Raw genomic sequence first — 24,422 nt, 5'->3', positions numbered from 1 at the left:
TCACATCGAACGGGCCGAAAGACCGGGCCATTCAGGCTGCGACGTTTCAACGGTTCAGCCCGCATGCGACGCATCACCGCTGAGGTCGCCGGATGAGAGGGTTCGAGCCAGCAGAATTTGCCGCGCGTACCGAACGCGCACAGGTGTTGATGAATGCCGCGGGCCTGTCGGCGCTGCTGCTGACCACGGAAACCGATGTGCGCTACTTTACCGGATACCTGACCAGATTCTGGGAAAGCCCGACCCGCCCTTGGTTCCTGATCCTGCCTGCGGCTGGCAAACCGGTCGCGGTCATCCCCTCGATCGGCGCCTCATTGATGGGGCAAACCTGGATCGACGACATCCGAACGTGGAGCTCACCCGACCTTCAGGATGACGGCGTCTCGCTTTTGACGGATGCCCTGACGGAACTGACGCCCGCCAACGGCCGTATCGGAATGCCCGATGGTCACGAGACGCACGCGCGTATGCCCCTGTCGGACATTGAACGCCTGCGAAACAGGCTCGGTTCGCGCTGCATCACCGGAGATCAGGGTATTTTGCGCCAGCTTCGCATGGTCAAATCCGGTGCAGAAATCACCAAGATCGAAACTGCATGCGCCATAGCTGGTCGCGCGTTCGCGCGCGTTCCCGAGATTGCACGGGTCGGCGTGCCTTTGGATGAAGTATTTCGCGGTTTCCAGATACTGTGTCTGGAAGAGGGTGCCGACTGGGTGCCGTATCTCGCAGGTGGGGCAGAGCAGGGCGGTTATTCTGACGTGATTTCGCCGGCGTCTTCGTCCCCCTTGAAAGATGGCGATGTACTGATGCTTGATACCGGCTTGGTCTGGGATGGTTACTTCAGTGACTTCGATCGCAACTGGTCGGTTGGCCCAGCAAGTCCCGACGTGAAATCTGCTTATGCCAGGCTGATAGACGCGTCAGATGCTGCATTCGAAATCGCCCGGCCCGGCGCAACGGCCGCAGAGTTGTTTCATGCCATGAACACGGTGCTGACCAAGGCATCCGAAGGCACGGATGCCGGTCGGCTGGGGCACGGGTTGGGCATGTCTTTGACTGAATGGCCGTCCCTCATCCCGACGGACAAGACCGTTCTTGAGCCTGGCATGGTGCTGACCCTGGAGCCTGGTATTGCGGTTGGTGACAAGATATTGGTTCACGAAGAAAACATCGTCGTAACAGACAAAGCCCCGCGCTTTATCAGCCCGCGTATCGGGCCGGAGATGATCGAGCTATGACCTACGTGCCTTACACGCTTGACGAAGACGACCCGCAAACCCCGCCGCTTGGATTGATCGTACTTCAGGTCGACGAGACGATTGAGCCGGAATTCAGCGCGTATTTCTCGGACCGGAAAAACCCGTTGTTTGTAACACGGATACCCAGCGGCATCGAAGTGACACCAGAAAGCCTGGCCGAGATGGAAGAGGCCCTGCCGGCAGCGGCAAGATTGTTGCCCAGCGCGCGTCCTTTCCGGGTGGTGGGTTATGGCTGCACGTCGGCAAGTTCGGTCATTGGATCAGAGCGTGTGGAGGAACTTGTCAAACAGTCGTGCAATACAAAAGAGGTAACAAACCCTTTGCGCGCGGCCACGGCCTGTGCCGCGGATCTTGGGGTGTCGAAGTTTGCGCTTCTGTCGCCTTATGTCGAAGAGGTCAACGCACCGCTGCGAGCCGCGTTTTCAGAAAACGGGATAACCATGGATGTTTTCGGGACATTCGGGCAGGCCGAAGAGGCAAAGGTTGCTCGGATTTCGGTGCAGTCCGTGATCGAAGCCGCGACGAAACTGGGATCTGATCCATCGGTGGAAGCGGTTTTCCTCAGCTGTACCAATCTGCGCACGATTGAAGCCATCCCCGAGATTCGCAAGCGGATTGGCAAGCCTGTTCTTTCAAGTAATCAAAGCCTTGCATGGCATATGTGCCGCCTCAATCTTGCTGAGTGAAGCAGCAAATATGACATGAAAATTCGTAATTGCGTCATCTATTGTTGCCAAGTGCCCACTGCATGGTCTTAACTGCTGACTACAGATCAATGAAATCCGCAACTCTCGGATAATCATTTGACGCAACAGGGGGTCTTGTGACCGACACAAATACCGATGCCGCGTTTGTTGAGTTTCAACGCGTACAAAAATCTTATGATGGCGAGAATCTCGTTGTCAAAGATCTCAACCTTGCAATGCCAAAAGGCGAATTCCTGACCATGCTCGGGCCGTCCGGGTCTGGAAAGACAACCTGCCTGATGATGCTTGCCGGATTCGAAACCGCGACCCATGGCGAAATTCTTCTTGATGGGAAACCCATCAATAATATCCCGCCGCACAAGCGCGGGATTGGCATGGTTTTTCAGAACTATGCACTATTTCCACACATGACGGTGGCCGAAAACCTTTCGTTCCCTTTGGAGGTCCGCAAATTGGGCAAGTCTGAACGGGAGGAAAAGGTTCAACGTGCTCTGGACATGGTTCAGATGGGTGCGTTTGGTGGGCGACGCCCGGCTCAGTTGTCTGGCGGTCAACAACAGCGAATAGCCTTGGCGCGCGCTTTGGTTTTTGAACCCGAACTGGTGTTGATGGACGAACCTCTGGGCGCTTTGGACAAACAACTGCGTGAGCATATGCAGTTCGAAATCACGCGTCTTGCGCATGAGCTGGGGATTACCACGGTCTATGTAACGCATGACCAGACCGAAGCATTGACCATGTCGGATCGTGTGGCCGTGTTCGACGATGGCCGCATTCAGCAGCTTGCACCGCCCGATCAGCTCTATGAAGAACCCGAAAACAGCTTCGTTGCGCAGTTCATCGGGGAAAACAACACAATGGAAGGCGTCATCAAGACGATCGATGGCGATACATGCCTCGTCCAGCTGGATGATGGCTCGGAAATTGACGCTGTTCCGATCAATGTTCGCGAACCCGGCGAACGGACAAAAGTATCGATCCGGCCCGAGCGGGTAGAATTCAACAAGGATCGCCTGCACGCCGATGCACATACGCTGAAGGCAACCGTCAAGGAATTCATTTACATGGGTGACGTGTTCCGTTTCCGCATGTCCGTTGCCGGAAATGATGAGTTCATCGTCAAGACCCGGAACGCGCCAGACGCAATCCGCCTGTCCCCGGGGCAGGAGATCGAGATCGGCTGGCTGGCTCAGGATTGTCGTGCGCTCGACGCATAGGCCAAGTCGCGCGGAACAAGCGCGACCTCACTGAGGGACCGGCTGGTGAAAACCCGTGCATCAGCCGACCACACACATAAACGGGAAAAACTGGGAGCAATTCATGAAGACAACCAAAACATTGTTGACAGCAGCGGCACTTGGGGCAGTTGCTGGCGGTGCATTCGCAGAGGAAATGACGATCGTTTCCTGGGGCGGCGCTTATTCCAAATCGCAGCTTAAGGCGTATCACGAGCCCTATTCGGAAAAGACAGGTGTCACCATCCTGAATGATGACAGCTCGGCCGAAGCAGTTGCGAAACTGCGCGCGATGAACGAAGCCGGCAACATCACCTGGGATGTGGTTGATGTTGTGGCCGCAGACGCAATTCGTCTGTGTGACGAAGGTCTTGCGCTGGAAATCGACTTTGACACCCAGCTTGCGCCGGCGCCGGATGGCACACCTGCCTCCGAAGATTTCGGCGACCTTTTGGTCAGCGACTGTTTTATCCCACAGATCGTATATTCAACCACCTTCGGGTACCGCACCGATCTGGTCGGAGACACTCCGCCCAGCGATGTCTGCGCCGTATTTGACCTGGAAGCCTATCCGGGCAAGCGTTCGCTTGAAAAGCGTGCGATCAACAACATGGAATGGGCCCTGTTGTGCGATGGCGTCGCAAAGGACGATGTCTATGACGTTCTGGCCACTCCGGAAGGACAGGATCAGGCGCTTGCCAAGCTCGACACGATCAAAGACAGCGTAGTCTGGTGGTCCGCTGGTGCGGATACACCGCAACTTCTGGCTGATGGCGAGATCGTCATGGGTTCGACCTATAACGGTCGTCTGTTCAGCGTGATCGAAGAGCAGAAGCAGCCCGTTGCCATGTTGTGGGACGCGCAAATCTTTGACCTGGACGGTTGGATCATCCCTGCTGGTCTGAGCGAAGAGCGTCAGCAGCGCGCGCTGGACTATATCATGTTCGCGACCGATACCCAGCGTCTGGCGGATCAGGCCAAGTACATCTCGTACGGTCCGGCCCGTGCATCGTCGGCTCCGCTGGTGGGTAAGCATGCCGAATTGGGTATCGATATGGCGCCCCATATGCCAACCGATCCGGAAAACGCCAAGAACACGTTCCTTTACAACTACGAGTTCTGGGCGGATTACCGCGACGACATCGAAGCCAAGTTCCAAGCTTGGTTGGCGCAATAAGCGCGCGTTTTCATGAAAAAGTCGAGGGCGGCTCGCCGCCCTCAGACTCAAGCAGAGCCAAGGGGCACAGATGACTGACGCAAGCCAAAATGCAGGGCCGATGCTGGCAGCGGACGGAACGCCGCTCAAGCAATCGCTGGCACGTTCACTGCGGCGGCAGAAATTGCGGGCGTTGATGCTCGTCGCTCCGCTTCTGCTGTTCGTCATGTTTTCCTTCATCGTGCCGATTGCGTCGATGCTGTTTCGTTCGGTGGAAAACAGCATGGTGTCGGAAACCCTTCCACTTACTGTGGAAACTCTGAAGGGTTGGGATGCTCAAAGCGGCGAGCTTCCGGATGAAGCGGTTTACGATGCTTTCGTTCGCGATATGGTCGTTGCGGTCGAAAACAAAGAACACACTCGCCTTGGTTCGCGTCTGAACTATGAAGAAACAGGTATGTCTTCGCTGTTCCGCAAATCCGGGCGTCAGATCAAAAAACTGGATCCTGAAACGGATGGGCCTTTCAAGGAAAAGTTGATCGAGATTCACGAAGGATGGGGAGATCCGCAAACCTGGCGCGTGATCAAGACCCACTCACCGGCGATTACCAATGGCTACTTCCTGAATGCCGTCGATATGCGCAGAACCCCGGAAGGCGCGCAGGCCCAACCCGAAGACAAGCGGATCCTGATCAAGCTTTTCGGACGTACTCTGTTCATGTCGCTCGTGATAACGGGCGCTTGTATCCTGCTTGCTTACCCTGTCAGTTATCTGTTGGCGACACTTCCGATGCGGGTGTCTAACCTGTTGATGATACTGGTCCTTTTGCCCTTCTGGACGTCTCTTCTGGTGCGAACGTCCGCGTGGAAGGTCATGTTGCAGCAACAGGGGGTTATTAACGATACCCTCGTTTGGCTGGGTCTGGTCGCTGATGATGCCCGGCTGATCATAATCAACAACCAGATCGGCACCATCATCGCGATGACGCATATCCTTTTGCCGTTCATGATCCTGCCAATGTATTCGGTGATGCAGACCATTCCGCCATCTTATACGCGTGCGGCCAAATCCATGGGCGCGACGAACTGGACGACATTCTGGCGTATCTATTTCCCGCAATCCGTGCCCGGGATCGGGGCCGGTTCGATCCTCGTGTTCATTCTGGCAATTGGGTACTACATCACGCCCGAGATCGTGGGCGGCACAAAGGGTGTCTTCATCTCGAACCGGATCGCCTATCACATTTCGTCCTCACTTAACTGGGGGCTGGCCGCGGCCTTGGGTACGATCCTTCTGGCGGTCGTGCTGCTGCTCTACTGGGTCTACGACAAGATCGTGGGCATCGATAACGTGAAGTTGGGATAATCAAGATGGCCGCACTGACACCGATATCCCGCAAACCTATGTCCATGGTTTTGCCCAGTGTCGCACTTGCCGGGGCATTTGCCGGTATTTTCGTCGGGGCCGGAAATGGTTCGGTCCTTCTGGGCATACTGGGCGGAGCCGTCCTGATCGCGGGGCTGGCTTGGGTCTACATAAACATCGTGAAGAACGAAAACCTCGCACGCTGGATCAATATCATCGGATTCGGTGTCGTGGGTTTCATAGTGGCCGGGCTGATGGGTGGTGTATTGGGGCTGCTCGGCGGTTGGTTTTTTGCCTGGTTTATCTTCTGGCTGTATGAGGGGCGGTATCGGCGCAAGTTGCTGCCATACCTCACGGCACAACAGGTTTTCTATCACTACCTGTTTCGCGTGATCTGTGGTGCGATCTTCGTCTTCCTGATCACACCGATCCTTGTGGTGTTGCCGCTGTCTTTCAACGCAGAGGATTTCTTTACATTCACCCCCGAGATGCTGCGGCTGGATCCGGAAGGCTATTCGCTGAAGCATTACCGAGATTTCTTCACCAACAACGAATGGCAGCGCAGCTTCAAGAACTCGCTGATCATCGCGCCGATTGCGACGGTTATTTCGGTAACGTTGGGAACGCTGGCCGCCATTGGGCTCAGCCAGTCTCACGTTCCCGGGCGCCGTGCGATCATGGGGATCCTGATATCGCCGATGATTGTTCCGCTGATCATCTCGGCGACGGGCATGTTCTTTTTCTACAGTGATATCGGGCGCTTCCTCGAAGGTACGCTGGGCATGAACAAGAACTTCGTAGGTTATCTGAAAGTCATCCTGGCCCACGCGGTTTTGGGTATTCCCTTTGTGATCATTACCGTGACGGCGACCCTGGTGGGCTTTGATCGATCTCTGACCCGGGCGGCGGCCAATATGGGCGCGGGACCGGTGCGAACCTTCTTCAAGATTCAGATGCCGTTGATCCTGCCGGGTGTGATATCTGGCGGTCTCTTTGCCTTTATCACATCATTCGACGAAGTGGTCGTGGTGCTGTTTGTAGGCTCTGCCAGCCAAAAGACCTTGCCGTGGCAGATGTTCACCGGCCTGCGGGAGCAGATCAGTCCAACCATTCTTGCGGTTGCGACAATCCTTGTGGTCCTGTCCATTGCTCTGCTGACGACGGTCGAACTGTTGCGGCGTCGATCCGAACGTCTGCGGGGTCTTTCGCCTGCTTGACGCAGCAAACCGTCTGATCTAACGATTCACCTGTTCATCTCCGCTGCGATGGCGTCGCGGCGACTACGGAGGTGATCGGCTCTCGGACCCCGAGACCGCCTGTCCTGAACGCCGGGACATGTGGCCGGGAAATGCACGCCCGGCATAGATGAGAGACCAAGGATGACTGACATTTCTAACCGCCCTCAGTTCTTCACCTGCCACAATGGTGAAAAGGCCCCGTTGCCGTTCAGCAAATCCGAGTATGACCGCCGTCTTGGCAAGCTGCGCGCCATCATGGCCCAGCGGGATATCCCGGTGGTGCTGCTGACGTCGATGCAGAATATCGCCTATTATTCAGGCTTTCTGTATTGTGCGTTCGGGCGCCCCTATGGCTGCGTTGTGACCCAGGACAGTTGCACCACCGTGTCCGCCAATATTGATGCCGGGCAACCCTGGCGCCGGTCGGTTGAAGACAACGTGATTTATACCGACTGGAAGCGCGACAACTACTGGCGTGCAGTTGCGAGCCTGATCGACAATGCAAAACGGATCGGCATCGAAGGCGACCACATGACGCTTGCGGCGCGCGACACGGCGCTGAACATGCTGGGTGAGCCTGAGTTGGTTGACATCGCGGCCGACACCATGGCCGCGCGGATGATCAAATCCGCTGAAGAAATCGAATTGATCAAAGGCGGTGCCCGTACTGCCGATGTGGGTGGTGCTGCGATCCATGCCGCAATTCGCGAAGGCGCAACCGAAATCGAAATTGCGATGGCCGGCCGAGACGCGATGGAAGTGGAAATCGCGCGGGCCTACCCGGAAGCCGAATACCGTGACACCTGGGTTTGGTTTCAATCGGGTTTGAACACCGACGGCGCCCATAATCCGGTCACCAAACGCGCGTTGCAAAAAGGCGATATCCTGTCACTGAACACCTTTCCGATGATTTCGGGCTATTACACCGCCCTGGAACGGACCTTGTTTTTGGGCGAGCCGGATGCCGACAGTCTGCGCCTGTGGAAGGCCAATGTGGCCGCACATGAACTTGGCCTAAGCCTGATCAAACCCGGTGCCACCTGTTCCGGTATCACCGCCGAGATCAACCGGTTCTTTGCCGACGAAGGCCTGCTGCAATATCGGTCCTTCGGCTATGGCCACTCGTTTGGTGTTCTGAGCCACTACTATGGTCGCGAGGCCGGTCTGGAACTCCGCGAAGACATCGATACAGTGCTGGAACCCGGCATGGTGGTCTCGATCGAGCCGATGCTGTGGATCCCCGAAGGCCAGCCCGGTGCGGGCGGCTACAGAGAGCACGATATTCTGGTGGTGGGCGAAGACGGAGCCGAAAACATCACCGGATTCCCCTACGGACCGGGGCACAACATTATCGGCGCCTGATGCTTTGGGGTGGAGCTTTGGCTCCACCCGCTTATCACGTGCGCCGGGCACGTTCGTGAAATATGAAACCCAGAAAATTCAGCAGAAGCTGCGCCGCCAGAATCTGAGTGCTTTCGGTGGGATCGTAGGCAGGGGCCACTTCGACAAGATCGATGCCGACCACGTCACCTCTTTTCGCCAGCCCCTGAAGAATCTCCAGAACGTCATAGTACAGAAACCCTCCGTGGCTGGGGGTTCCCGTTCCTGGTGCGATCGAGGGACAGAACGCATCGATATCAATAGTCACGTAGTACCGTTTTCCCTCGGGTATGCGGTCAAGAACAGCCTGTGTTCCCAATCTGCGAACCTGCCGTACCGACAGGATATCCGATCCGCGCGCACGCGCGTCGTCATACCCTTCCTTGGACGTGGACGAAACGTTCCGAATACCCAACTGGGTCATCCCCGAAACATAGTCTTTTTCTATCGCGCGGCGCATGGGGTTTCCGTGCCCGCTGGTGACGCCATGACGTTCATCGACAAAGTCCAAATGCGCATCGATTTGAACGACATGTATCGGTCCGTTTTCGGCGCAGTTGCTTTCAAATGCGGAAATGCAGGGGATGTTTACCGAGTGATCACCGCCAATCACCAGCGGAAGTGCCCCGGCCTCCAGGATCTTTCGCACACCAAAGGCTATGTTCTCGTGGCTCGCCTCGGTCTTGGTGTGGACAATATCCGCATCCCCCAGGTCGACGATCCGAACCGAGCTATCCAGATAGGTTGCGTCATCCTCATGATCATAGGCGCCGGCATGGCCAAAACTGAAAAGGGTCGATGCCTCTCGAACGGCCCGAGGACCAAAACGGGCGCCGGGGCGCCACTGCGTTCCAAAGTCGAACGGCGCGCCGAGCACGCAAACATCGGCCTCAATTCCGTCCCAGTTTTCGACATATGGAGATTTCGCGAAGGTCGATATTCCGACGAAAGGTAGATTCAGGCGCCCGGACGCATATCCATGTTCCTGCACTTTTGGTCCTTTCAATGGTTGTGCCACATCTTCTGCATGTGAACATGAGGACACGCCGTATTGAAACTAAATTCTCTTTGATGGCGGGTTACTGAGGGTATCAGAGGAAGCTTTCTTCCAGAAGGGCGGGCTGGCTTGCATTCAAAACTGACCCGGCCCAGCCCATCAGAGCGCTTCAAGATCAGTCAAAAGACAATCCCGCTGATGGTTTGCCTTTCCTTCGTTTCCCATCCCCAAAGAACGTATGAAAGCTTTGTTTCGGTCTCAGTGATGCTCTGGCAGGTTTTCCTGTGCGGAAAGACGGTTTTTGATCCTTCCCGGCCAGAAAATCATAAGCGTTAACAAAAATATCGATTTGATATAGAGTTGTGGGGTTATTGATTGGTAACGCGCGGGTATTCGTGTGGCACAGACACTTTATGAGAAATATGGCGGTTTCAAAACGATCAGCCGGGTCGTGATGACCTTCTATGAAATGGCGCTGGATTCGGATGAGATCGGCCATCATTTCGAAGACATTGATATGCCGCGTTTGATCGACCATCAAACCAAGTTCGTCTCGTCCTTGATTGGCGGGCCCGCATCTTTCAGTGATGACAGGATCGAAGCAGTTCATCGGCATCTGAACATTTCGCACAATGAATTCGACGTCATGGCCGAGCTGTTTGGCGACGCGCTGAGTCAGCATGGTATGTCGGACGGCGACATCAAAACTGCGCTGAACGCGATCGAGGGAAAACGTTCTATCATCGTCGCCCGGAATGCGGCATGAGCATTCTTGCAATAAACGAACAATTGCTGCGTGCGATCGGAGTGGGCGTCGCCGTGGTGCGCGCATCCGACCTGCAATTCGTGTTTTACAACGGGCCTTTCACGGAATGGTTCGGTACTCCTGAAAAGGGCAGCGCCTTGAGCGACGTTCTGTCGGATCTCGACCCCAAGGAACTGGAGGATGTAAAGCAGTCCGGCCTTCGGTACTCGGTCGAATTGCAGATCAAACCAAAGCGAAGGACACTGATCTTTGCGGTCACGGTCTCGCTGGCCAGCGGATTGTCCGAACAGGTGTTGATCGTTGAATGTCAGAACATCACCCGCATTCGCGAGTTGGAAAGCATGATCGACAGCTATTCCACCATGGTCGAGCGAAATACCCGAGAGCTTGAGCGCGAAAAGGAGAGGGTGGAACGGCTGTTGCTGAACCTGATGCCACGAGCGGTGTATGAAGAGTTCAAGACGTTCGGCGTTGTCACACCGCAGCTGTATCAGCAGGTTTCGGTGGTGATGCTGGATTTTGTCGGGTTCACGGATTTTGCGGCCAAGACCGACCCGACAGTCACCTTGAGTGAGTTGAACGACATCTTCACGGCCTTTGACCGGATCGTGGAACAATTCGGGTGTGAGCGGATCAAGACGATTGGCGATGCCTATCTGGCCGTGTCGGGCATGCCCGATCCCACACCGGATCATGCGACCGCCGTGGCGCATTGTGCGGTAAGGTTCCTGCGCTATCTTGAACGCCGCAACGAAAGCCATCCGCACAAGTGGCAGGCCCGGATCGGATTGGGAATGGGGGCGGCGGTCGGATCGGTCGTGGGCATTCAGAAATATGTCTATGACGTGTTTGGCCCTGCCGTGAACATCGCATCCCGGTTGCAGGTCTTTGCCAACCCCATGAACATCGTGGCCCCGGAAGAGATGAAATATGCCCTGATCGACGAGTTTCAGGTCTCGGAGCTTGGGTGCGTTGATATCAAGGGGATGGGTGAGATGGATCTGATCAACGTGACATCGGGCTTGAGTATGCCGCAGGGCAGTCGTTCGTTCTGACCGCGTCACTCATCCTGAGGGATCAGACCCAGACCGCGCAGGTAGATGCCGATACCGCTTTCCAGCAAATCTTCGGGGGGAAAAGGCGAAGTTGCGCCGGTGTTTCGGGCATACAGCTCGACGACTCCGTGGCTCATCGCCCAGATATGGGCGCTGAACATCGACGCGGGCGGGCGCTTTTCCGGCGGAATATGCTGGGACAGGTCCGCGGCCGCTTTTTCAAGAACGGACTTCGCCCGATTGGCGGCCAGGGACAATTCGGGCGTGCGGTTCAGGGATATTCCACTTTCGAACATGGCGATGTAATGCCCGGGATTTTTGCGCGCAAAGGCCAGGTAAGCACGCCCCGTTGCTTCAAAAGCCGCAAGGGCTGAAGGCTGTCCCTCGTCATAGGCGTACTGCATCAGGTCTGCGAACATTTCAAACCCCTGCCGTGCGGCTTCGGCGATCAGGTCCTCGCGCCCTTGAAAATGACGGTAGACGGCGGCAGGCGTTACACCGGCAGTTTTTGCGGCCTCGGACAACGTGAAACCGGTTGGGCCCTTGTCTTCGATCAGGGACAAGGCTGCCTCGATCAGGGCTTGCTTCAGGTTTCCGTGGTGATAACCGCGTTTCGTCATCCCGGCCTCAGGTGCATTGATTGGGTGTTGGAAGACAAGGACATAGACCACCGATGCATTGTCGTCCAATACATGCTCGTGATGGCATCAACAGGGCAGGGCAGAGCAGCATTTTATGCCTCCCACACGTCCGGGCCACCGCAGATACGGGCATCAACCTCGCCGATACTCTTCTTGTCCTTCTCATCATAGTCCAAGGCATGCAGAACCGTTCGGATGGCCGCAAGGCGTGCGCGTTTTTTGTCGTCAGAACGGACAATTGTCCACGGGCAGGCATCAGAATGCGATCGGGTCAGGGTTTCCGAGATCGACTGCGTGTATTCGTCCCATTTGCTCAGCCCGGCCACGTCGATCGCGCTGAGCTTCCATTGCTTCAAAGGGTCGTTTTCGCGCGCAAGAAAACGGTTCAGTTGTTCTGCACGACCGACATTGAGCCAGAATTTGAAAAAATGGATGCCGTCATTCACCAGGCCCGTTTCAAGTGGCAGGACCTGACGAAAGAACCGCTCACGCTGTTCCTGTGTGCAGAAACCAAAGACATTCTCGACGACGCCTCGGTTGTACCAACTGCGATCAAAGAACACGATCTCTCCTGCGGCGGGCAGATGGGGGATGTAGCGCTGGAAATACCATTGGCTGCGTTCGGCGTCTGACGGCTTGCTGAGAGCCACATTGCGCGCGCCGCGGGGGTTCAGGTTTTCGCGAAACCGCTTGATGGTGCCACCTTTGCCCGCGGCATCGCGGCCTTCGAATATGATGGCAACCCGCTGGTCGGTTTCCTTGACCCAGGATTGCATTTTGACCAATTCAATCTGAAGCAGGTCCATCTGCTCATCATAATCCTTGGTCTTCATTTTTTCGGAATACGGGTAAGTCGGGTTCAGGATATCGCCCTTTTTCGCGTTTTGAATCTCTTCCCGTACAGATTTGGGCGCGTCTTTCCGAAAATACTTCTCGATTGAACCTTTTCCTGACCGGGCCATATGTCACCTCGCGATAAAATCCATATCTGACTATGGATTAGAGCGTGGGCTAACGCAAACCCGCGCGCTGCGCCGCGCGATCTATCGCGGCGGCAACTTCGGGTGCTGCGACCACCTGCGGCATATGACCGATACCCGGTAACTCGATCAACTCGGCCCCGGGGATTTGTTCGATCAGACGTTCAGAATGCCATTCAAGACCAACGGTGTCGTCGGCCGTTCCGTGAATGATCTCGGTCGGAACGGAGATCTCGCCATATCTGGGTTGCAGACGGGTAATTTCGTCCAGCAGGTTTGCGCGCTGCTTGGCATTTGCATGCATCGAACCACGCCGGATCGTCAGCCCGGGCCCGAAATGTTCGGCATAGCCTTCCGGTGCCGTTTGCGGTGCAAACACCTTGTCCAACGCCTGCGTAACGTACCATTCGGGCACGAAAGAGCTGATCAGGGGCAAGGCCAGCACATTGCCCGCCGTGGTTGACGCAAGCCGGTTGAACCCATCCAAAGGTGTTTCCCATGGGATAGCGGCCGGAGCGATCAGAACCAGAGCCGAGATATTCTCGGGTCGGGTCACGGCCCAGGCCAGCGAGACCGATCCGCCATAGCTCTGCCCGGCCACTATGGGCTTTATCGCACCAAGCTGAGCCGCCGCCCGTTGCAGGATATCCGCCTGTTCAATGAGGGTTTCGCCATCCGGGTTGAAGCTTTCGGAATAGCCCAGGCCCGGTCGGTCAAAAACGATCACACGGTATGACCTGGCCAGAATGGGGGCCAGCGCGAAGGTCATGTCACGCGTGTTCCCGCTGGAGCCATGGATCAGAACAACATCGGGACCGTCCCCCATGACCACGGCGTGTACGGCGATGCCGCCCACATCCAGAAGACGACCTTCGGGGGGGAAAGAAGCCTCGGCCAGCGCTTCGTTCCGGGCGCTGCGCCAGGTTGTCAGTATGACAAGGCCCAGAACGGCCAAGCCAAGGGATATCAGAACTTTAGTGGCCAATTTTCGTTATGTCGAAAGGCGTGGTCTGATAGATTTCGTTGATCCAGTTTCCGTACAGCAGATGTGCGTGACTGCGCCACCGGTTCTGCGGCGTTTTGGATGGATCATCGTCGGGATAGTAGTTGATAGGTACGTTGACAGGCGTGCCGTTGCTGACGTCCCGATCATATTCCTGTTTCAGCGTGTCGCTGTCATATTCGAAGTGATTGAAGATATACAGCGCGCGATGGCCGGGATCTTCGACCAGACAGGGGCCGACATCGTCGCTGCCCAACAGGGTCCTCAGCCCGGGTGCGCGATCGATTTCATCCTGTTTCATTTCCGTCCATCGGCTGACCGGAATGACGCAGTCATCCGAGAACCCCCGCAGGAACGGAGACGCCGGATCCAGGTTACGATGCCGGAAACACCCAAAGGCTTTTGCGTCCAGCATGTGCTTTTTGACACCGTGAAAATGGTTGATCATCGCCATCCCGCCCCAGCACACACCAAAAGTGGAATGTACGTTGGTTTGGGTCCAGTCGAAGATCTCGCAGATTTCATCCCAATAAGTGACATCACCAAATTCCAGATGCTCGATCGGGGCACCGGTGATGATCAGGCCGTCGAACTTCTGATCCTTGATCTCCTGAAACGGGCGATAGAACTCGGACATATGCTCGGCGGCGGTGTTCTTGGTCCGGTGTTCGGTCATGCGGATCAAAGACAGATCGATCTGCAACGGGGTTGCCCCGATCAGACGCGCGAACTGGTTTTCGGTCTGGATTTTCTTGGGCATCAGGTTCAGCAAACCGATGCGCAGCGGGCGGATGTCCTGACGCATTGCCTGATCTTCGTCCATGACCATGACGCCCTCTTTGGTCAGGACGTCAAAAGCAGGCAGTTCCGATGGGATTTTGATGGGCATATGTCAGGCTTCTAAGAGATCAGTGAAAACTGATAGTTAGGCGTTATTGCGCGTGGTCTCAAGGGTGTGTTCGATCAACTCATCGAAATCCGCCGCATCGCGGATTTGTCCGATGTCGTTGGCGGCAATCGTCACGCCCCAGTTGTTCGCCATGGCTTCATAGCGCGGCTGGCGATGCGCCAAGGCCTGGGCATAGGTCCAACGGACGAAATCATCGGGATCCACATCTGCTTCCGAACAGCCTTGCAGATCCAAATAATCCGTCCAGGCCTTGGTCAGAAACTCGGCCTGATAGGACATCGGCTTTGGGGCTTTGTCAAAACGGCGTACAAGCTCTGCCGTGTGTTCCTCATCCCCCTTCAGCCAGATCATCAGGGTATGTTGCGAAAGCTCGGACAGTACCCGATCGTTCGGATCGTCTGGGTCCACCCATTCGCAGATCGATCCACCGGTGTCGCAGATGAAATGGGGGTATTTGTACAGACGCTCGGCCCGGTCGATGAAATACTCGGTATCCAGCAGAGCGTGTATTTCGGCCAGTCGAAACTGTTCCTGCCTGCGGCGGTATTCCGGCATTTCCAATCCGCCAAGGTCAGGGTTGCCCGGTTTGCCCAGATAGGCTGCGACCGGGGTCAGGTTTGCGAACGAGATATTGGAGCCGATATAAATCGAATCCGACAACAACAGGTCACGCAAGAACGGGACTTTCATCGCCTCGGCCTTTGCATTGTCGGTAATGTATTCGCCCATGTACCGTGTGCCGATGCGATAATCGATCGAGTAGTGAAACCAGTTCCCTGAGTCCCGAAGAATGTTCGAGACATATGTCTTGCCCAGACCGGACATGCCAAAGAACAGCACCTTCTTGCGGCGTGCCGTGCGCCAGTCTTCGGCTGAGTTGTAGATCATCTTGTGCTGTCCCTTTTTTGCCTTTGCTAAATCGGGCAGCGCACGGCGTCAATCACGGCGGCCAGCTCGGTTCAATACCAGAAGACCCATGGCAAGGATGACAAAGCCGAAATAGGCATTCGACGGCAGCGCTTCGTTCCGCACAATCGCGCCAAGCACGATGGCGACAGGAGGGATGACAAGCGTCACCAGCATCAGGTTGCCGCTGCCCGCCATCGCCAGCACGCGATAGTACAAAAGGTATGCCCCCGCTGTTGCCACAATGGCGTAATAGCCAATCGCAGCCCAGGTGATTGCGGGCAGAGCAAGCGTTGGCACCCCGTCCGTCATGAGCGCCAGCGGCAGGATCAGCAGGGTCGAACCCGTCAGCATTCCCGCTGCCGCGACAACGGGGTGAAGGCCAGACAGATGATACCGCGCCCAAGCCGCGGCAAAAGCATACGAGAGCGTTCCGGCCAACACGGCAAGCTGGGCTGTGTTTTGCAGGCTGAAAGACGTGAAGGTCTGTATTCCGATGATGATCGAGACACCGAGAAAACCCAAAACGACTCCGATCACGCGTGCTTGTGTCAAACGTTCATCCTTGAAAAACAGCGCCGCAACCAGAACACCAAAGATGGCCGTGGTTGCGTTCAGAATGGCCGTAAGCCCCGAGTCGATGTAAAGCTGACCCCATGCCATCAAGCTGAACGGGATGACATTGTTCAGCAACCCCATGATCAGAAATGCACCCCAGATGCGAGCTGAGCGGGGTAGGGATAGTCCCTTTGCCCAGGCCACCAGCCAAAGCACCAGCATCGCCCAGAACGTGCGGTGCAAAACCGATGTCATAACGGGAATGGAATCCAGGGCGATCCGGATGGCCACAAAGGACGCGCCCCAGATGACGGCCAGAAGAAGAAGTTCGACCCAGGCGCGCCGAGAAAGGTGTTTTTGCGTGTTCATGGCCGCACAATTCCATTCATTCGACAGATATACGACCCGAAACCTGCGCATAAAAAAGGCCCCGCTGAAACAGCGGAGCCTTGAGGTTAGTCACCTTTGGATTAGTTCAGCGCGTATGTAATCTGGAAGCCAACGCTCCAGGCGCTGTTGCCAGTGAATGTTCCGCGCGCATTCGGGCCAGCGCCATTGGCTGTCGCGTCACCGATGTCGGTGTAACGAACACCGCCGGAAATCTTGGCATTCTCCAGCGAGTACGTTCCGCCCAGACCAACGCTCCAGAACCCGTCGGTTGGGCCGAGGTTTGATACTGGCGTGCCCTGGGATGTCTCGTAGCCCAACGTCACAGCGCCGCTGAACTCTTCCGAGAATTGATATCCCAAGCCCAACGAATAGGTGAAGGTCGCATCGGCGTAGTCAACAAGGTTGCTGGTCGGCGGGTAGTTTGGCGGATTGTACACCAGCTGTGGCCAGTCGACCCAACGGATAGAACCAAACAACAGCGTTTTGGGTGCGACGCCTGTCTGGAAATCCAGGTTGATCGACTGGGGTGTCTCGATTTCGCTGTTTGTGTTGAAGGTGGCCACGGTTCCCGGCGGAATCGGCGGGACCGGTGGTGGGTTCAGAGTTTCTGTTTGCGACAGATCGTGGCTGATCTTGGAGTTGTATGTCAGTGCCACACGTGCCGCGATTTCCGGTTTCTCCCATGCAACCCCGATCACGTAGCCGAATGCTGTGTCGGTATTGGTGTCAACCTGGTATCCGGCTGCAAGCGGGACGGTTACCGAAGCCTTCACACGCTGCGCACGAATACCGCCGATTGCGCTGAACCCGCCATCGAATTTGTAGCGCAGCAATGCGGTGATTGCGTCCGTGTCCGCTGTGGCCCTCAGAGTGTCGGTGCGACCACCCGGAATAGGGTTGATCGAAAGAGGGTAGGTGTTTGCGTATTCAATGTCTGCCCCAAAGGGCTGGTCATACATGATCGCGAAATCGAGTTTTTCGGTCAGTGACGTTTTGTAGCCCAGATGCGGAGTGAAAAAGTCGTTCGCAACCTCACCGGAATCGACCGGTTGCCCAATGTTTGGTCCGGCCAAAGCTGGCATGGTGCCCGTTACGCTGGGGTTGGTGTATCCCAACCGAAACTGTACCACTGATCCTTCTTCGAAGATCAGGTTGATGCCCTGACCGCTTCGATCCAGTCCGCCTGCGTATCCTGCCGTCGCTCCAGCACACAAAGCGCAGGTCGCGAGTAGTGTTTTTTTCATTCTGTCCTCCCTAACAATCCCTGGCGGGCTTCAATGGCGTCTGGCTGAGTGTGACGAACGCCGATCCCGTGTATGATGAGCAATACTCTCTTTTTGGTTACTTTAAGGTCAACTGGTGACGGTGCGTTACGTATTGCGACTAGTGTTTTCAACTGTTGCTAAACTGTTACGGCTTTCAGACCAGATATTCAGGAAAATTCCCGAAAAGATGACCGCCGCACCGATCAGAACCCAATGGTCAATGGGTTCGTGGTACAGGATCATCCCGACCACCGCGATCGTAGGAAGTCTTGCAAAATCAAATGGGATCACGACTGTCGCCGGGGCAATAGCCAATGCATTGGTTATACAGAAATGGGCCAGCAGCCCCGCCAGCCCGACCAGAACCAAAAACGGAACGGTTTGCGCCGTAGGCAAGGCAATCTGCCCATCAAAACCGGCCGCGACGGCCCCAAGCACCGCTTGCATGGAAGTAAGCCAGAAAACGATGCATCCGATGCTGGCAAAGCGTGTGAGCTTTTTGGTCGTGATCGTTGTAAATGCAAAGAAAACCGCAGACGCGGCTGCGGTTGCAAGGCCGGGACTCAACGGTGCCGCACCCGGTCGCGTGACAATCAGAACGCCCGCAAAACCGATAAGCGCTGCTGTTATCTTGAGGGTCGTCAGGCGTTCATTCAGCAGCAGCGGCGACAGCAGGATCACCCAAAGCGGCTGTGTGAATTCCAATGCGAACACCTGCGCCAAAGGCGCAACAGCGACCGCATAGAACCAGAGGTTCTGCCCCGTGAAATGCAAGGTGTTTCGCAAAGCGTGCAACCCCAGGCGTTGCGTGGAAACCTGAACCCAACCGCCTGTGGCCGTGAGTACGAGGGCGACAACAAGAAACCCGACGAGGCTCCGGTACATCATGATCTCGAACGTGTCGTGCACGAGGCTCAGTTCGCGACCGGCAACCGCCATCGAGGAGAAGGACGCAATGGCTCCGGTCATCCACAAGGCGGCCTTGAAGGTGTTTTTTTGTGTCTGATTCACGTGCCGCACCCCGACCTGGCCGCGTGGTCACGTCCCCGGTATCAGGGCCTTCGCTACGCGATCAAAAAGATTGAATTCGTTGAATCATTGAAACGCTTATGAAGCGTCAGGTTCAAGGTCGTGCCCGACATTTTCAGGCACGGCTTGGGAAGAATTCCTGGAATCGGGTCGTTTTGGCGTCGAACGCAGGTGCGTTTTGCCCGATCATTCCCACTCGATGGTTCCGGGGGGTTTCGAGGTGATGTCATATGTGCATCGGTTGATGCCCTTGACCTCGTTGATGATCCGGGTTGCCGTTTCACCAAGGAACTCATGGCTGAACGGGTAGTAATCCGCCGTCATCCCGTCGACCGATGTGACGGCGCGCAACGCGCAGGCGTAGTCATAGGTGCGCCCGTCGCCCATCACGCCGACGGTGCGGACGGGAAGGATGGCGACGAAAGCCTGCCAGATGTCGTCATAAAGCCCGTGTTTGCGGATCTGATCGATGTAGATCGCGTCGGCCTCGCGCAGAATCTCCAGCTTTTCGCGGGTGATCTCGCCGGGGCAGCGAATGGCCAGGCCCGGTCCGGGGAAGGGGTGGCGCCCGATGAAGCTCTGCGGCAGACCAAGCTCGCGACCCAAGGCACGTACCTCGTCCTTGAACAATTCGCGTAGCGGTTCGACCAGTTTCAGGCCCATCTTTTCCGGCAGGCCACCCACGTTGTGGTGGGACTTGATCGTTACAGAAGGCCCGCCCGAGAACGACACCGATTCGATCACATCAGGATAGAGAGTGCCCTGAGCCAGGAATTCGGCGCCGTCGATGGTATCGGCGTGTTTCTGGAACACGTCGATGAACAGTTTTCCGATGATCTTGCGCTTGGTCTCGGGGTCGCTCTGACCTTCCAGTTCGCCAAGGAACAGCTCGGATTCGTCGGCGTGGATCAACTGAATGTTGTAGTTGTCCCGGAACATGCCGACGACTTCTTCGGCCTCATTCTTGCGCAGCAGCCCGTGATCGACGAACACGCAGGTCAGCTGATCCCCGATTGCTTCGTGAATAAGGATCGCGGCAACCGAGCTGTCGACGCCACCGGACAATCCGCAAATGACCTTTTTGTCTCCGACTTGTTCGCGGATCTTGCGGATCATCTCTTCGCGATAGGCGCCCATGGTCCAGTCACCCTTGAACCCGGCCAGCTTGACGAAGTTTTCATACAGTTTCGCGCCCTTTGGCGTATGGTGTACCTCGGGGTGAAACTGCACGGCATAGAAATGCCGCGATGGATCAGCCGTGATCGCATAAGGTGCGTTGGGCGAGGTTCCGAAAACCTCGAACCCCGGTGCGATTTCACTGACATGGTCGCCGTGGCTCATCCAGACTTGTTCATCGCCGTCCGCGAACCAGCCTTCCAGGATATCCAATTTGTCTTTGGGTGTAACAAAGGCGCGACCAAACTCGGCTGTGCCATGGCCGCTTTCGACCTTGCCGCCAAGCTGATGCATCATCACCTGCTGTCCATAGCAGATGCCCAGGATCGGAACGCCAAAATCAAAAATCTCTTGCGGAACACGGGGCGAGCCATCGCGCGTCACGCTGTCCGGACCGCCCGAGAAAATCACAGCGCGTGGCGCCATTTCCCGCACGAAATCCATCGTGACATTCTGGTAAGGGTGAATTTCACAATAGACATTCAACTCGCGCAGGCGGCGGGCGATAAGCTGCGTAACCTGGCTGCCGAAGTCGATGATCAGAAGGCGGTCGTGGGATGTCTGGGTCATAACCGGCTCATAAGTTGCAAGCCTTGCATGTGCAAGCGGTATGGCGTCATTTGGTGCAAAAGCTGAGTCAATCCGGCGGAAAGATCAGGTGCCATGTCAAAGATCGAGTTCAGAAAGGCTGCTGTGGTGGATGCAGACGAGGTAACGCGTTGTCTGGGAAGTGCCTATGCAGATGCGATGAGCCGGATCGAGGATCTGCCGGACGTTACTGCCGGAATCGCGGATGACATCAAGACCCACCGTGTCATGCTTGCGATATCCGGTGGTATAGTCGGGGTCATCGTTTTTGACCAAGTTGACGACGCAATCATGGTGTTCAACCTTGCGGTTTCGCCCGAAGCCCAAGGGCAGGGGGTTGCGCGGCGATTGATGCAGTTTGCCGAAGAAGAAGCACAGGCGCGGAATCTATCCAAGTTGAAGTTGCGAACTCATAAAATGATGAAAGACACGATTGCGATGTATCGGCACATGGGCTGGAAAGTGACGGATCAGGTGGGCAGCGGCCTTACCATGGAGAAAGCGTTGGTGGTCGATCCTGACTGACCGGTTGCTTCTTGGTGGGGCGGCAATGTCGCTTTTCCCCCCAGAGCGCCGCAATCCCTATGCTTGAGTTCCGGCAAACCTGTATCAAAACGCTCAATCTAACCAATCAGACGGGATTTTCTCATGGCAGAGGCAAACACCCGGCGCAGGGCGAGAGGTGGCGGTGGCGCTGCCCGCCGTGCCGAGCGTACCGCAGTTCGTATCGAGACTGCGAAATACATCGAACGCAACATTCCGAATTTCGAGATCCTCAACGAAGAGGCGCTTGAGATTATCGAAAACAACGCTGAAACCGTGCTGGAAGAAATCGGCGTCAACTTTGTCGACAACCCGGCCGCGCTGGAACGTTGGCGCGACGAAGGCGCGGATATTGACGGTGAGCGTGTGCGCATTCCGCGAGGTCTGGCCCGTGAACTGATCAAGACAGCCCCCAGCCAGTTTACCCAGCACGCCCGCAACCCCGAAAAATCGGTTGTGATCGGTGGCCGCAACATGGTTCTGGCCCCGGTCTACGGTCCTCCGTTCGTACGTGATGCGCAGGGTGGACGCCGCTATGCAACCATGGACGATTTCAACAAGTTCGTGAAACTTGCCTATATGTCCAAGTGGTTGCACCACTCGGGCGGTACGGTGTGTGAGCCGACCGACATACCGGTGAACAAGCGCCATCTGGACATGCTGAAGGCGCATATGACCCTGTCGGATAAGCCCTTCATGGGCTCGGTGACCGATCCCAGCCGGGCACAGGATTCGGTTGAAATGTGCGAAATCCTGTTCGGTAAGGAGTTCGTGCAGGAAAACACAGTGATGACTTCGCTGACCAACATCAACTCGCCGTTGACATTCGACGACGTGATGATGGGCTCGCTGGAAGTTTATGCGCGCAACAATCAGGCCTGCATCATCTCGCCCTTCATCGTGGGCGGAGCGATGGCGCCGGTCTCGGTGGCCGGTACTTTGACGCAGGTTCTGGCCGAGGTCATGGCCGGCGTTGCCTACAGCCAGATCATCCGTCCGGGTGCCCCCGCGATTTTCGGTGCATTCGTGACATCGATCGATATGAACTCGGGTGCGCCGACCTTCGGCACACCAGAAGCCGCGCATATCACGTATGGTGCAGGCCAGCTGGCACGTCGTCTGAACCTGCCATACCGGTCGGCCGGGTCGTTCTGCGGCTCGAAGCTGCCGGATGCGCAGGCAGCGTATGAAACAGCGAATTCGCTGAACATGGGTCTGCTGTCGGGCGTGAACTTCATGCTGCATTCCTGCGGCTGGCTGGAAGGCGGTCTGGTCGCCGATTTCGAGAAGTTCGTCATGGATGCGGATCAGTTGGGAGTGCTGCATTCGCTGGCCAAGGGCGTTGCATATGATGAAAACGCGCAGGCCATGGACGCAATCCGCGAAGTCGGGCCGGGTGGTCACTATCTCGGTTGTGCCCACACGCAGGCCAACTTCAAGGAATCCTTCTGGAAATCCGAAGTGCTGGATTACAAGCCATATGAAACCTGGCAGGAAGAAGGCGCGCGTGACACACGGGCTTTGGCGACGGCACGGGTTGAACATTTGCTGGCCAATTATCAGCAACCCCAGATTGACCCGGATATCGCAGCGGCGCTGGAAGCCTATATCGCCGAGAAAAAGGCCTCCATGCCGGATGCATTCGGTTGATCATTGAAGAACCGAGGCGCGGCTGGCCTGATACAGCTGCGCCTCACCCAACAGCGCAATAAGAAGATCCAGATGCCGCACCAATGAATAGGCGGCATCATCTTCTTTTCGCAGTTCATTTACCTCTCTTTCCATCTCGAGCAAACGCAGCAGCGCCTGACCTGAACCGGGCAGCGACCCGTATCCCAGGATGCGTTGCAGATGCCTGTCCCGATTGTAATCCCGCGCCCCGAATCTGGCAGCACGCGCCAACATGCGTGGGCGGCGGAGGGTTGCGATCATTGTCATCAGGTCCTGCATGTCATGTGTCCCTTTTCAGAAAATTGATGGGTCCTGTTTGACACAACCTAAGCGGGTGTTGCCTTAGTCAGAGTCTCCCCGAACGATGGTTTCACGACTGTTTATCTTTTTGAATCAAATCTGGTTCTTGCCTTGTGTGGTTAACGAACGAGTAACGAATGGACCTCTAGTTAGATTTGGTTAACCCACATTCCGAGGGCGAAAAGTGGCAGTTTGTTTTGTCGACGAGGGCAAATAATTATGGAAAACAACATGGCTTTCACCATTCCGGCATGGGTTCCAGAAGGGGCGCAAAGATACCTTGCTCATACCGAGACCGGTCGCTCGATCCGCGATATCGCGCGATCAGCCGGGTGCCATGCGTCAACTATCCTCAGGCAAATTCGACGCATCGAAATGCGCCGCGACGACCCATTGGTGGATGCGGCGTTGCAATCGCTTGCAGAGACACATTTTTCAGCTTCGGATTGCGCCGACGGTCCGGCAAGCGGGTCAGAAAACGCGGCTGAAGAAGAGTTTGAAAATGAGGCATTGCGTGTGTTGCGCCGCCTGAGCGAGACGGGTTCGGTCCTTGCCGTGGCCGAGGAAATGGACAAGGCGGTCGTCGTACGCGACACCGGCAATGCTGGGGCAACAAGAACCGCGGTCGTAGAGTGCAGGATCGCGCAGGCCTTGGCCTTGAAAGACTGGATAACCTGTGACAATCCCGGTCGTATTTCGCGATATCGGATTTCCGCAGCCGGGCGAACGGCGCTAAGTCATCTGATCGCCAAGGCAGAAAACAAGGCGCGTGCCGGGACTGACTTTGGTTTTGCCGAAGCTCAAACTCCCTTTCAGGGCAGGTCTTCAGGCGGGTCCGCCGAGCGGGTCAAGCGCATTCGGTACAGTGCCGCGGAAAGCCCGTTGATTGCATTGTCGCGCAGACGGGATCGTGACGGAAAACCGTTTCTGGATGAATCCCTTGTCAGCGCCGGCGAGCGCTTGCGCGAAGATTTCGAGCTGGCACAGATCGGGCCTCAGGTTTCACAGAACTGGGATCGTTTTCTGACGACAGGTGGTCGAAGCAGCTTTGACAGTGAAAGCCATGGAGGAAAGGGGGTTTCTGATGCGAAGGACCGCGTTGCTCGCGCCTTGTCCGACCTGGGGCCGGGGCTGAGTGATGTTGCGTTGCGATGCTGTTGCTATCTGGAAGGGTTGGAGCTGGCGGAAAAGCGAATGGGTTGGTCAGCACGGTCCGGAAAGATCGTCCTGCGGATCGCCTTGCAACGGCTGAAACGGCATTATCAGGAACAGGCGGAACGAGATCGGATGATCGGCTGAACAG

At 56.2% G+C, this 24,422-nt stretch carries 23 protein-coding genes; 12 read left to right on the top strand and 11 right to left on the bottom strand.

Features of this window, described 5'->3' with window-relative positions; genetic code table 11:
* Positions 1-92 precede the first annotated feature (92 nt).
* The 7 genes from ACR0DJ_RS07840 (at position 93) to ACR0DJ_RS07810 (ending at position 8,323) form a co-directional block, all read left to right on the top strand.
* A complete protein-coding gene (locus tag ACR0DJ_RS07840) occupies positions 93-1,238 on the top strand; it encodes a M24 family metallopeptidase (RefSeq protein ID WP_480684441.1) in 1,146 nt (381 codons plus the stop codon).
* Entirely contained in the window at positions 1,235-1,945 is a 711-nt protein-coding gene (locus tag ACR0DJ_RS07835; protein WP_480684439.1) for a maleate cis-trans isomerase family protein, read from the top strand. The genes ACR0DJ_RS07840 and ACR0DJ_RS07835 overlap by 4 nt, the downstream gene beginning before the upstream one ends.
* A 137-nt stretch (positions 1,946-2,082) precedes the next feature.
* A complete protein-coding gene (locus ACR0DJ_RS07830; RefSeq protein ID WP_425078164.1) occupies positions 2,083-3,183 on the top strand; it encodes an ABC transporter ATP-binding protein in 1,101 nt (366 codons plus the stop codon).
* A gap of 103 nt (positions 3,184-3,286) precedes the next feature.
* A complete protein-coding gene (locus tag ACR0DJ_RS07825) occupies positions 3,287-4,378 on the top strand; it encodes an extracellular solute-binding protein (protein WP_171204651.1) in 1,092 nt (363 codons plus the stop codon).
* A gap of 70 nt (positions 4,379-4,448) precedes the next feature.
* The gene (locus ACR0DJ_RS07820) at positions 4,449-5,723 is read left to right on the top strand and encodes an ABC transporter permease (protein WP_170344574.1); all 1,275 of its coding nucleotides are present in this window, start codon (positions 4,449-4,451) and stop codon (positions 5,721-5,723) included.
* A 5-nt stretch (positions 5,724-5,728) separates the two neighbouring features.
* Positions 5,729-6,940, top strand: a complete 1,212-nt coding sequence (locus ACR0DJ_RS07815) for an ABC transporter permease (protein WP_425078165.1) — start codon at positions 5,729-5,731, stop codon at positions 6,938-6,940.
* Positions 6,941-7,102: 162 nt separating this feature from the next.
* Positions 7,103-8,323 carry an aminopeptidase P family protein gene (locus tag ACR0DJ_RS07810; RefSeq protein WP_480684438.1) on the top strand — a complete coding sequence of 407 codons (1,221 nt, stop codon included), beginning with the start codon at positions 7,103-7,105 and terminating at the stop codon, positions 8,321-8,323.
* A 34-nt stretch (positions 8,324-8,357) separates the two neighbouring features.
* Here ACR0DJ_RS07810 and speB read toward each other — a convergent pair whose 3' ends face one another.
* The gene (gene speB, locus ACR0DJ_RS07805; protein WP_170344750.1) at positions 8,358-9,332 is read right to left on the bottom strand and encodes an agmatinase; all 975 of its coding nucleotides are present in this window, start codon (positions 9,330-9,332) and stop codon (positions 8,358-8,360) included.
* A gap of 403 nt (positions 9,333-9,735) precedes the next feature.
* Between speB and ACR0DJ_RS07800 the strand changes: the two genes are divergently transcribed.
* Positions 9,736-10,104 carry a group I truncated hemoglobin gene (locus ACR0DJ_RS07800; RefSeq protein ID WP_170344571.1) on the top strand — a complete coding sequence of 123 codons (369 nt, stop codon included), beginning with the start codon at positions 9,736-9,738 and terminating at the stop codon, positions 10,102-10,104.
* Positions 10,101-11,159: an adenylate/guanylate cyclase domain-containing protein gene (locus ACR0DJ_RS07795; RefSeq protein WP_257600613.1), complete on the top strand. Its 1,059-nt coding sequence runs from the start codon at positions 10,101-10,103 to the stop codon at positions 11,157-11,159. Before ACR0DJ_RS07800 ends, ACR0DJ_RS07795 begins: the two co-directional genes overlap by 4 nt.
* Before the next feature lie 5 nt (positions 11,160-11,164).
* On the opposite strand, the gene ACR0DJ_RS07790 is transcribed toward ACR0DJ_RS07795, so the two are convergent.
* The 9 genes from ACR0DJ_RS07790 to guaA all read right to left on the bottom strand — a co-directional run bounded on the left by ACR0DJ_RS07790 (position 11,165) and on the right by guaA (position 20,587).
* Positions 11,165-11,779 carry a TetR/AcrR family transcriptional regulator gene (locus tag ACR0DJ_RS07790; RefSeq protein WP_170344749.1) on the bottom strand — a complete coding sequence of 205 codons (615 nt, stop codon included), beginning with the start codon at positions 11,777-11,779 and terminating at the stop codon, positions 11,165-11,167.
* Positions 11,780-11,892: 113 nt separating this feature from the next.
* Positions 11,893-12,762: a polyphosphate kinase 2 gene (gene ppk2, locus ACR0DJ_RS07785; RefSeq protein WP_480684437.1), complete on the bottom strand. Its 870-nt coding sequence runs from the start codon at positions 12,760-12,762 to the stop codon at positions 11,893-11,895.
* A gap of 49 nt (positions 12,763-12,811) precedes the next feature.
* Positions 12,812-13,765, bottom strand: a complete 954-nt coding sequence (locus ACR0DJ_RS07780; protein ID WP_480684436.1) for an alpha/beta fold hydrolase — start codon at positions 13,763-13,765, stop codon at positions 12,812-12,814.
* Positions 13,755-14,672 carry a homoserine O-acetyltransferase MetA gene (metA, locus tag ACR0DJ_RS07775; RefSeq protein WP_425078169.1) on the bottom strand — a complete coding sequence of 306 codons (918 nt, stop codon included), beginning with the start codon at positions 14,670-14,672 and terminating at the stop codon, positions 13,755-13,757. Before metA ends, ACR0DJ_RS07780 begins: the two co-directional genes overlap by 11 nt.
* Before the next feature lie 36 nt (positions 14,673-14,708).
* A complete protein-coding gene (locus tag ACR0DJ_RS07770; RefSeq protein ID WP_170344563.1) occupies positions 14,709-15,581 on the bottom strand; it encodes an ATPase in 873 nt (290 codons plus the stop codon).
* A 48-nt stretch (positions 15,582-15,629) separates the two neighbouring features.
* The gene (locus ACR0DJ_RS07765; protein ID WP_257600617.1) at positions 15,630-16,526 is read right to left on the bottom strand and encodes a DMT family transporter; all 897 of its coding nucleotides are present in this window, start codon (positions 16,524-16,526) and stop codon (positions 15,630-15,632) included.
* Between the two features lie 101 nt (positions 16,527-16,627).
* Positions 16,628-17,791 carry an OmpP1/FadL family transporter gene (locus tag ACR0DJ_RS07760; RefSeq protein WP_170344558.1) on the bottom strand — a complete coding sequence of 388 codons (1,164 nt, stop codon included), beginning with the start codon at positions 17,789-17,791 and terminating at the stop codon, positions 16,628-16,630.
* A gap of 126 nt (positions 17,792-17,917) precedes the next feature.
* Positions 17,918-18,823 (bottom strand): DMT family transporter, encoded by a 906-nt coding sequence (locus ACR0DJ_RS07755; RefSeq protein ID WP_368040341.1) that lies wholly within the window; start codon positions 18,821-18,823, stop codon positions 17,918-17,920.
* Positions 18,824-19,027: 204 nt separating this feature from the next.
* Positions 19,028-20,587: a glutamine-hydrolyzing GMP synthase gene (gene guaA / locus ACR0DJ_RS07750; protein ID WP_170344557.1), complete on the bottom strand. Its 1,560-nt coding sequence runs from the start codon at positions 20,585-20,587 to the stop codon at positions 19,028-19,030.
* Between the two features lie 93 nt (positions 20,588-20,680).
* Here guaA and ACR0DJ_RS07745 point away from each other — a divergent pair, with 93 nt between their 5' ends.
* Together ACR0DJ_RS07745 and ACR0DJ_RS07740 are read left to right on the top strand one after the other, a co-directional pair.
* The gene (locus tag ACR0DJ_RS07745; RefSeq protein WP_425078170.1) at positions 20,681-21,130 is read left to right on the top strand and encodes a GNAT family N-acetyltransferase; all 450 of its coding nucleotides are present in this window, start codon (positions 20,681-20,683) and stop codon (positions 21,128-21,130) included.
* Positions 21,131-21,253: 123 nt separating this feature from the next.
* Positions 21,254-22,798: a trimethylamine methyltransferase family protein gene (locus tag ACR0DJ_RS07740; protein WP_425078171.1), complete on the top strand. Its 1,545-nt coding sequence runs from the start codon at positions 21,254-21,256 to the stop codon at positions 22,796-22,798.
* Here ACR0DJ_RS07740 and ACR0DJ_RS07735 read toward each other — a convergent pair whose 3' ends face one another.
* Positions 22,799-23,086 (bottom strand): DUF6477 family protein, encoded by a 288-nt coding sequence (locus ACR0DJ_RS07735; RefSeq protein ID WP_480686240.1) that lies wholly within the window; start codon positions 23,084-23,086, stop codon positions 22,799-22,801. It abuts the gene before it with no gap.
* A 252-nt stretch (positions 23,087-23,338) separates the two neighbouring features.
* Here ACR0DJ_RS07735 and ACR0DJ_RS07730 point away from each other — a divergent pair, with 252 nt between their 5' ends.
* Positions 23,339-24,418, top strand: coding sequence for a DUF6456 domain-containing protein (locus ACR0DJ_RS07730; protein WP_170344552.1), 1,080 nt, complete (start codon positions 23,339-23,341; stop codon positions 24,416-24,418).
* Positions 24,419-24,422 lie beyond the last annotated feature (4 nt).

It is taken from the genome of Ruegeria sp. BF10 (assembly GCF_056538725.1).
Note: the sequence above shows the minus strand (reverse complement) of the source record. Positions and strands in the feature narration are given on the sequence as shown.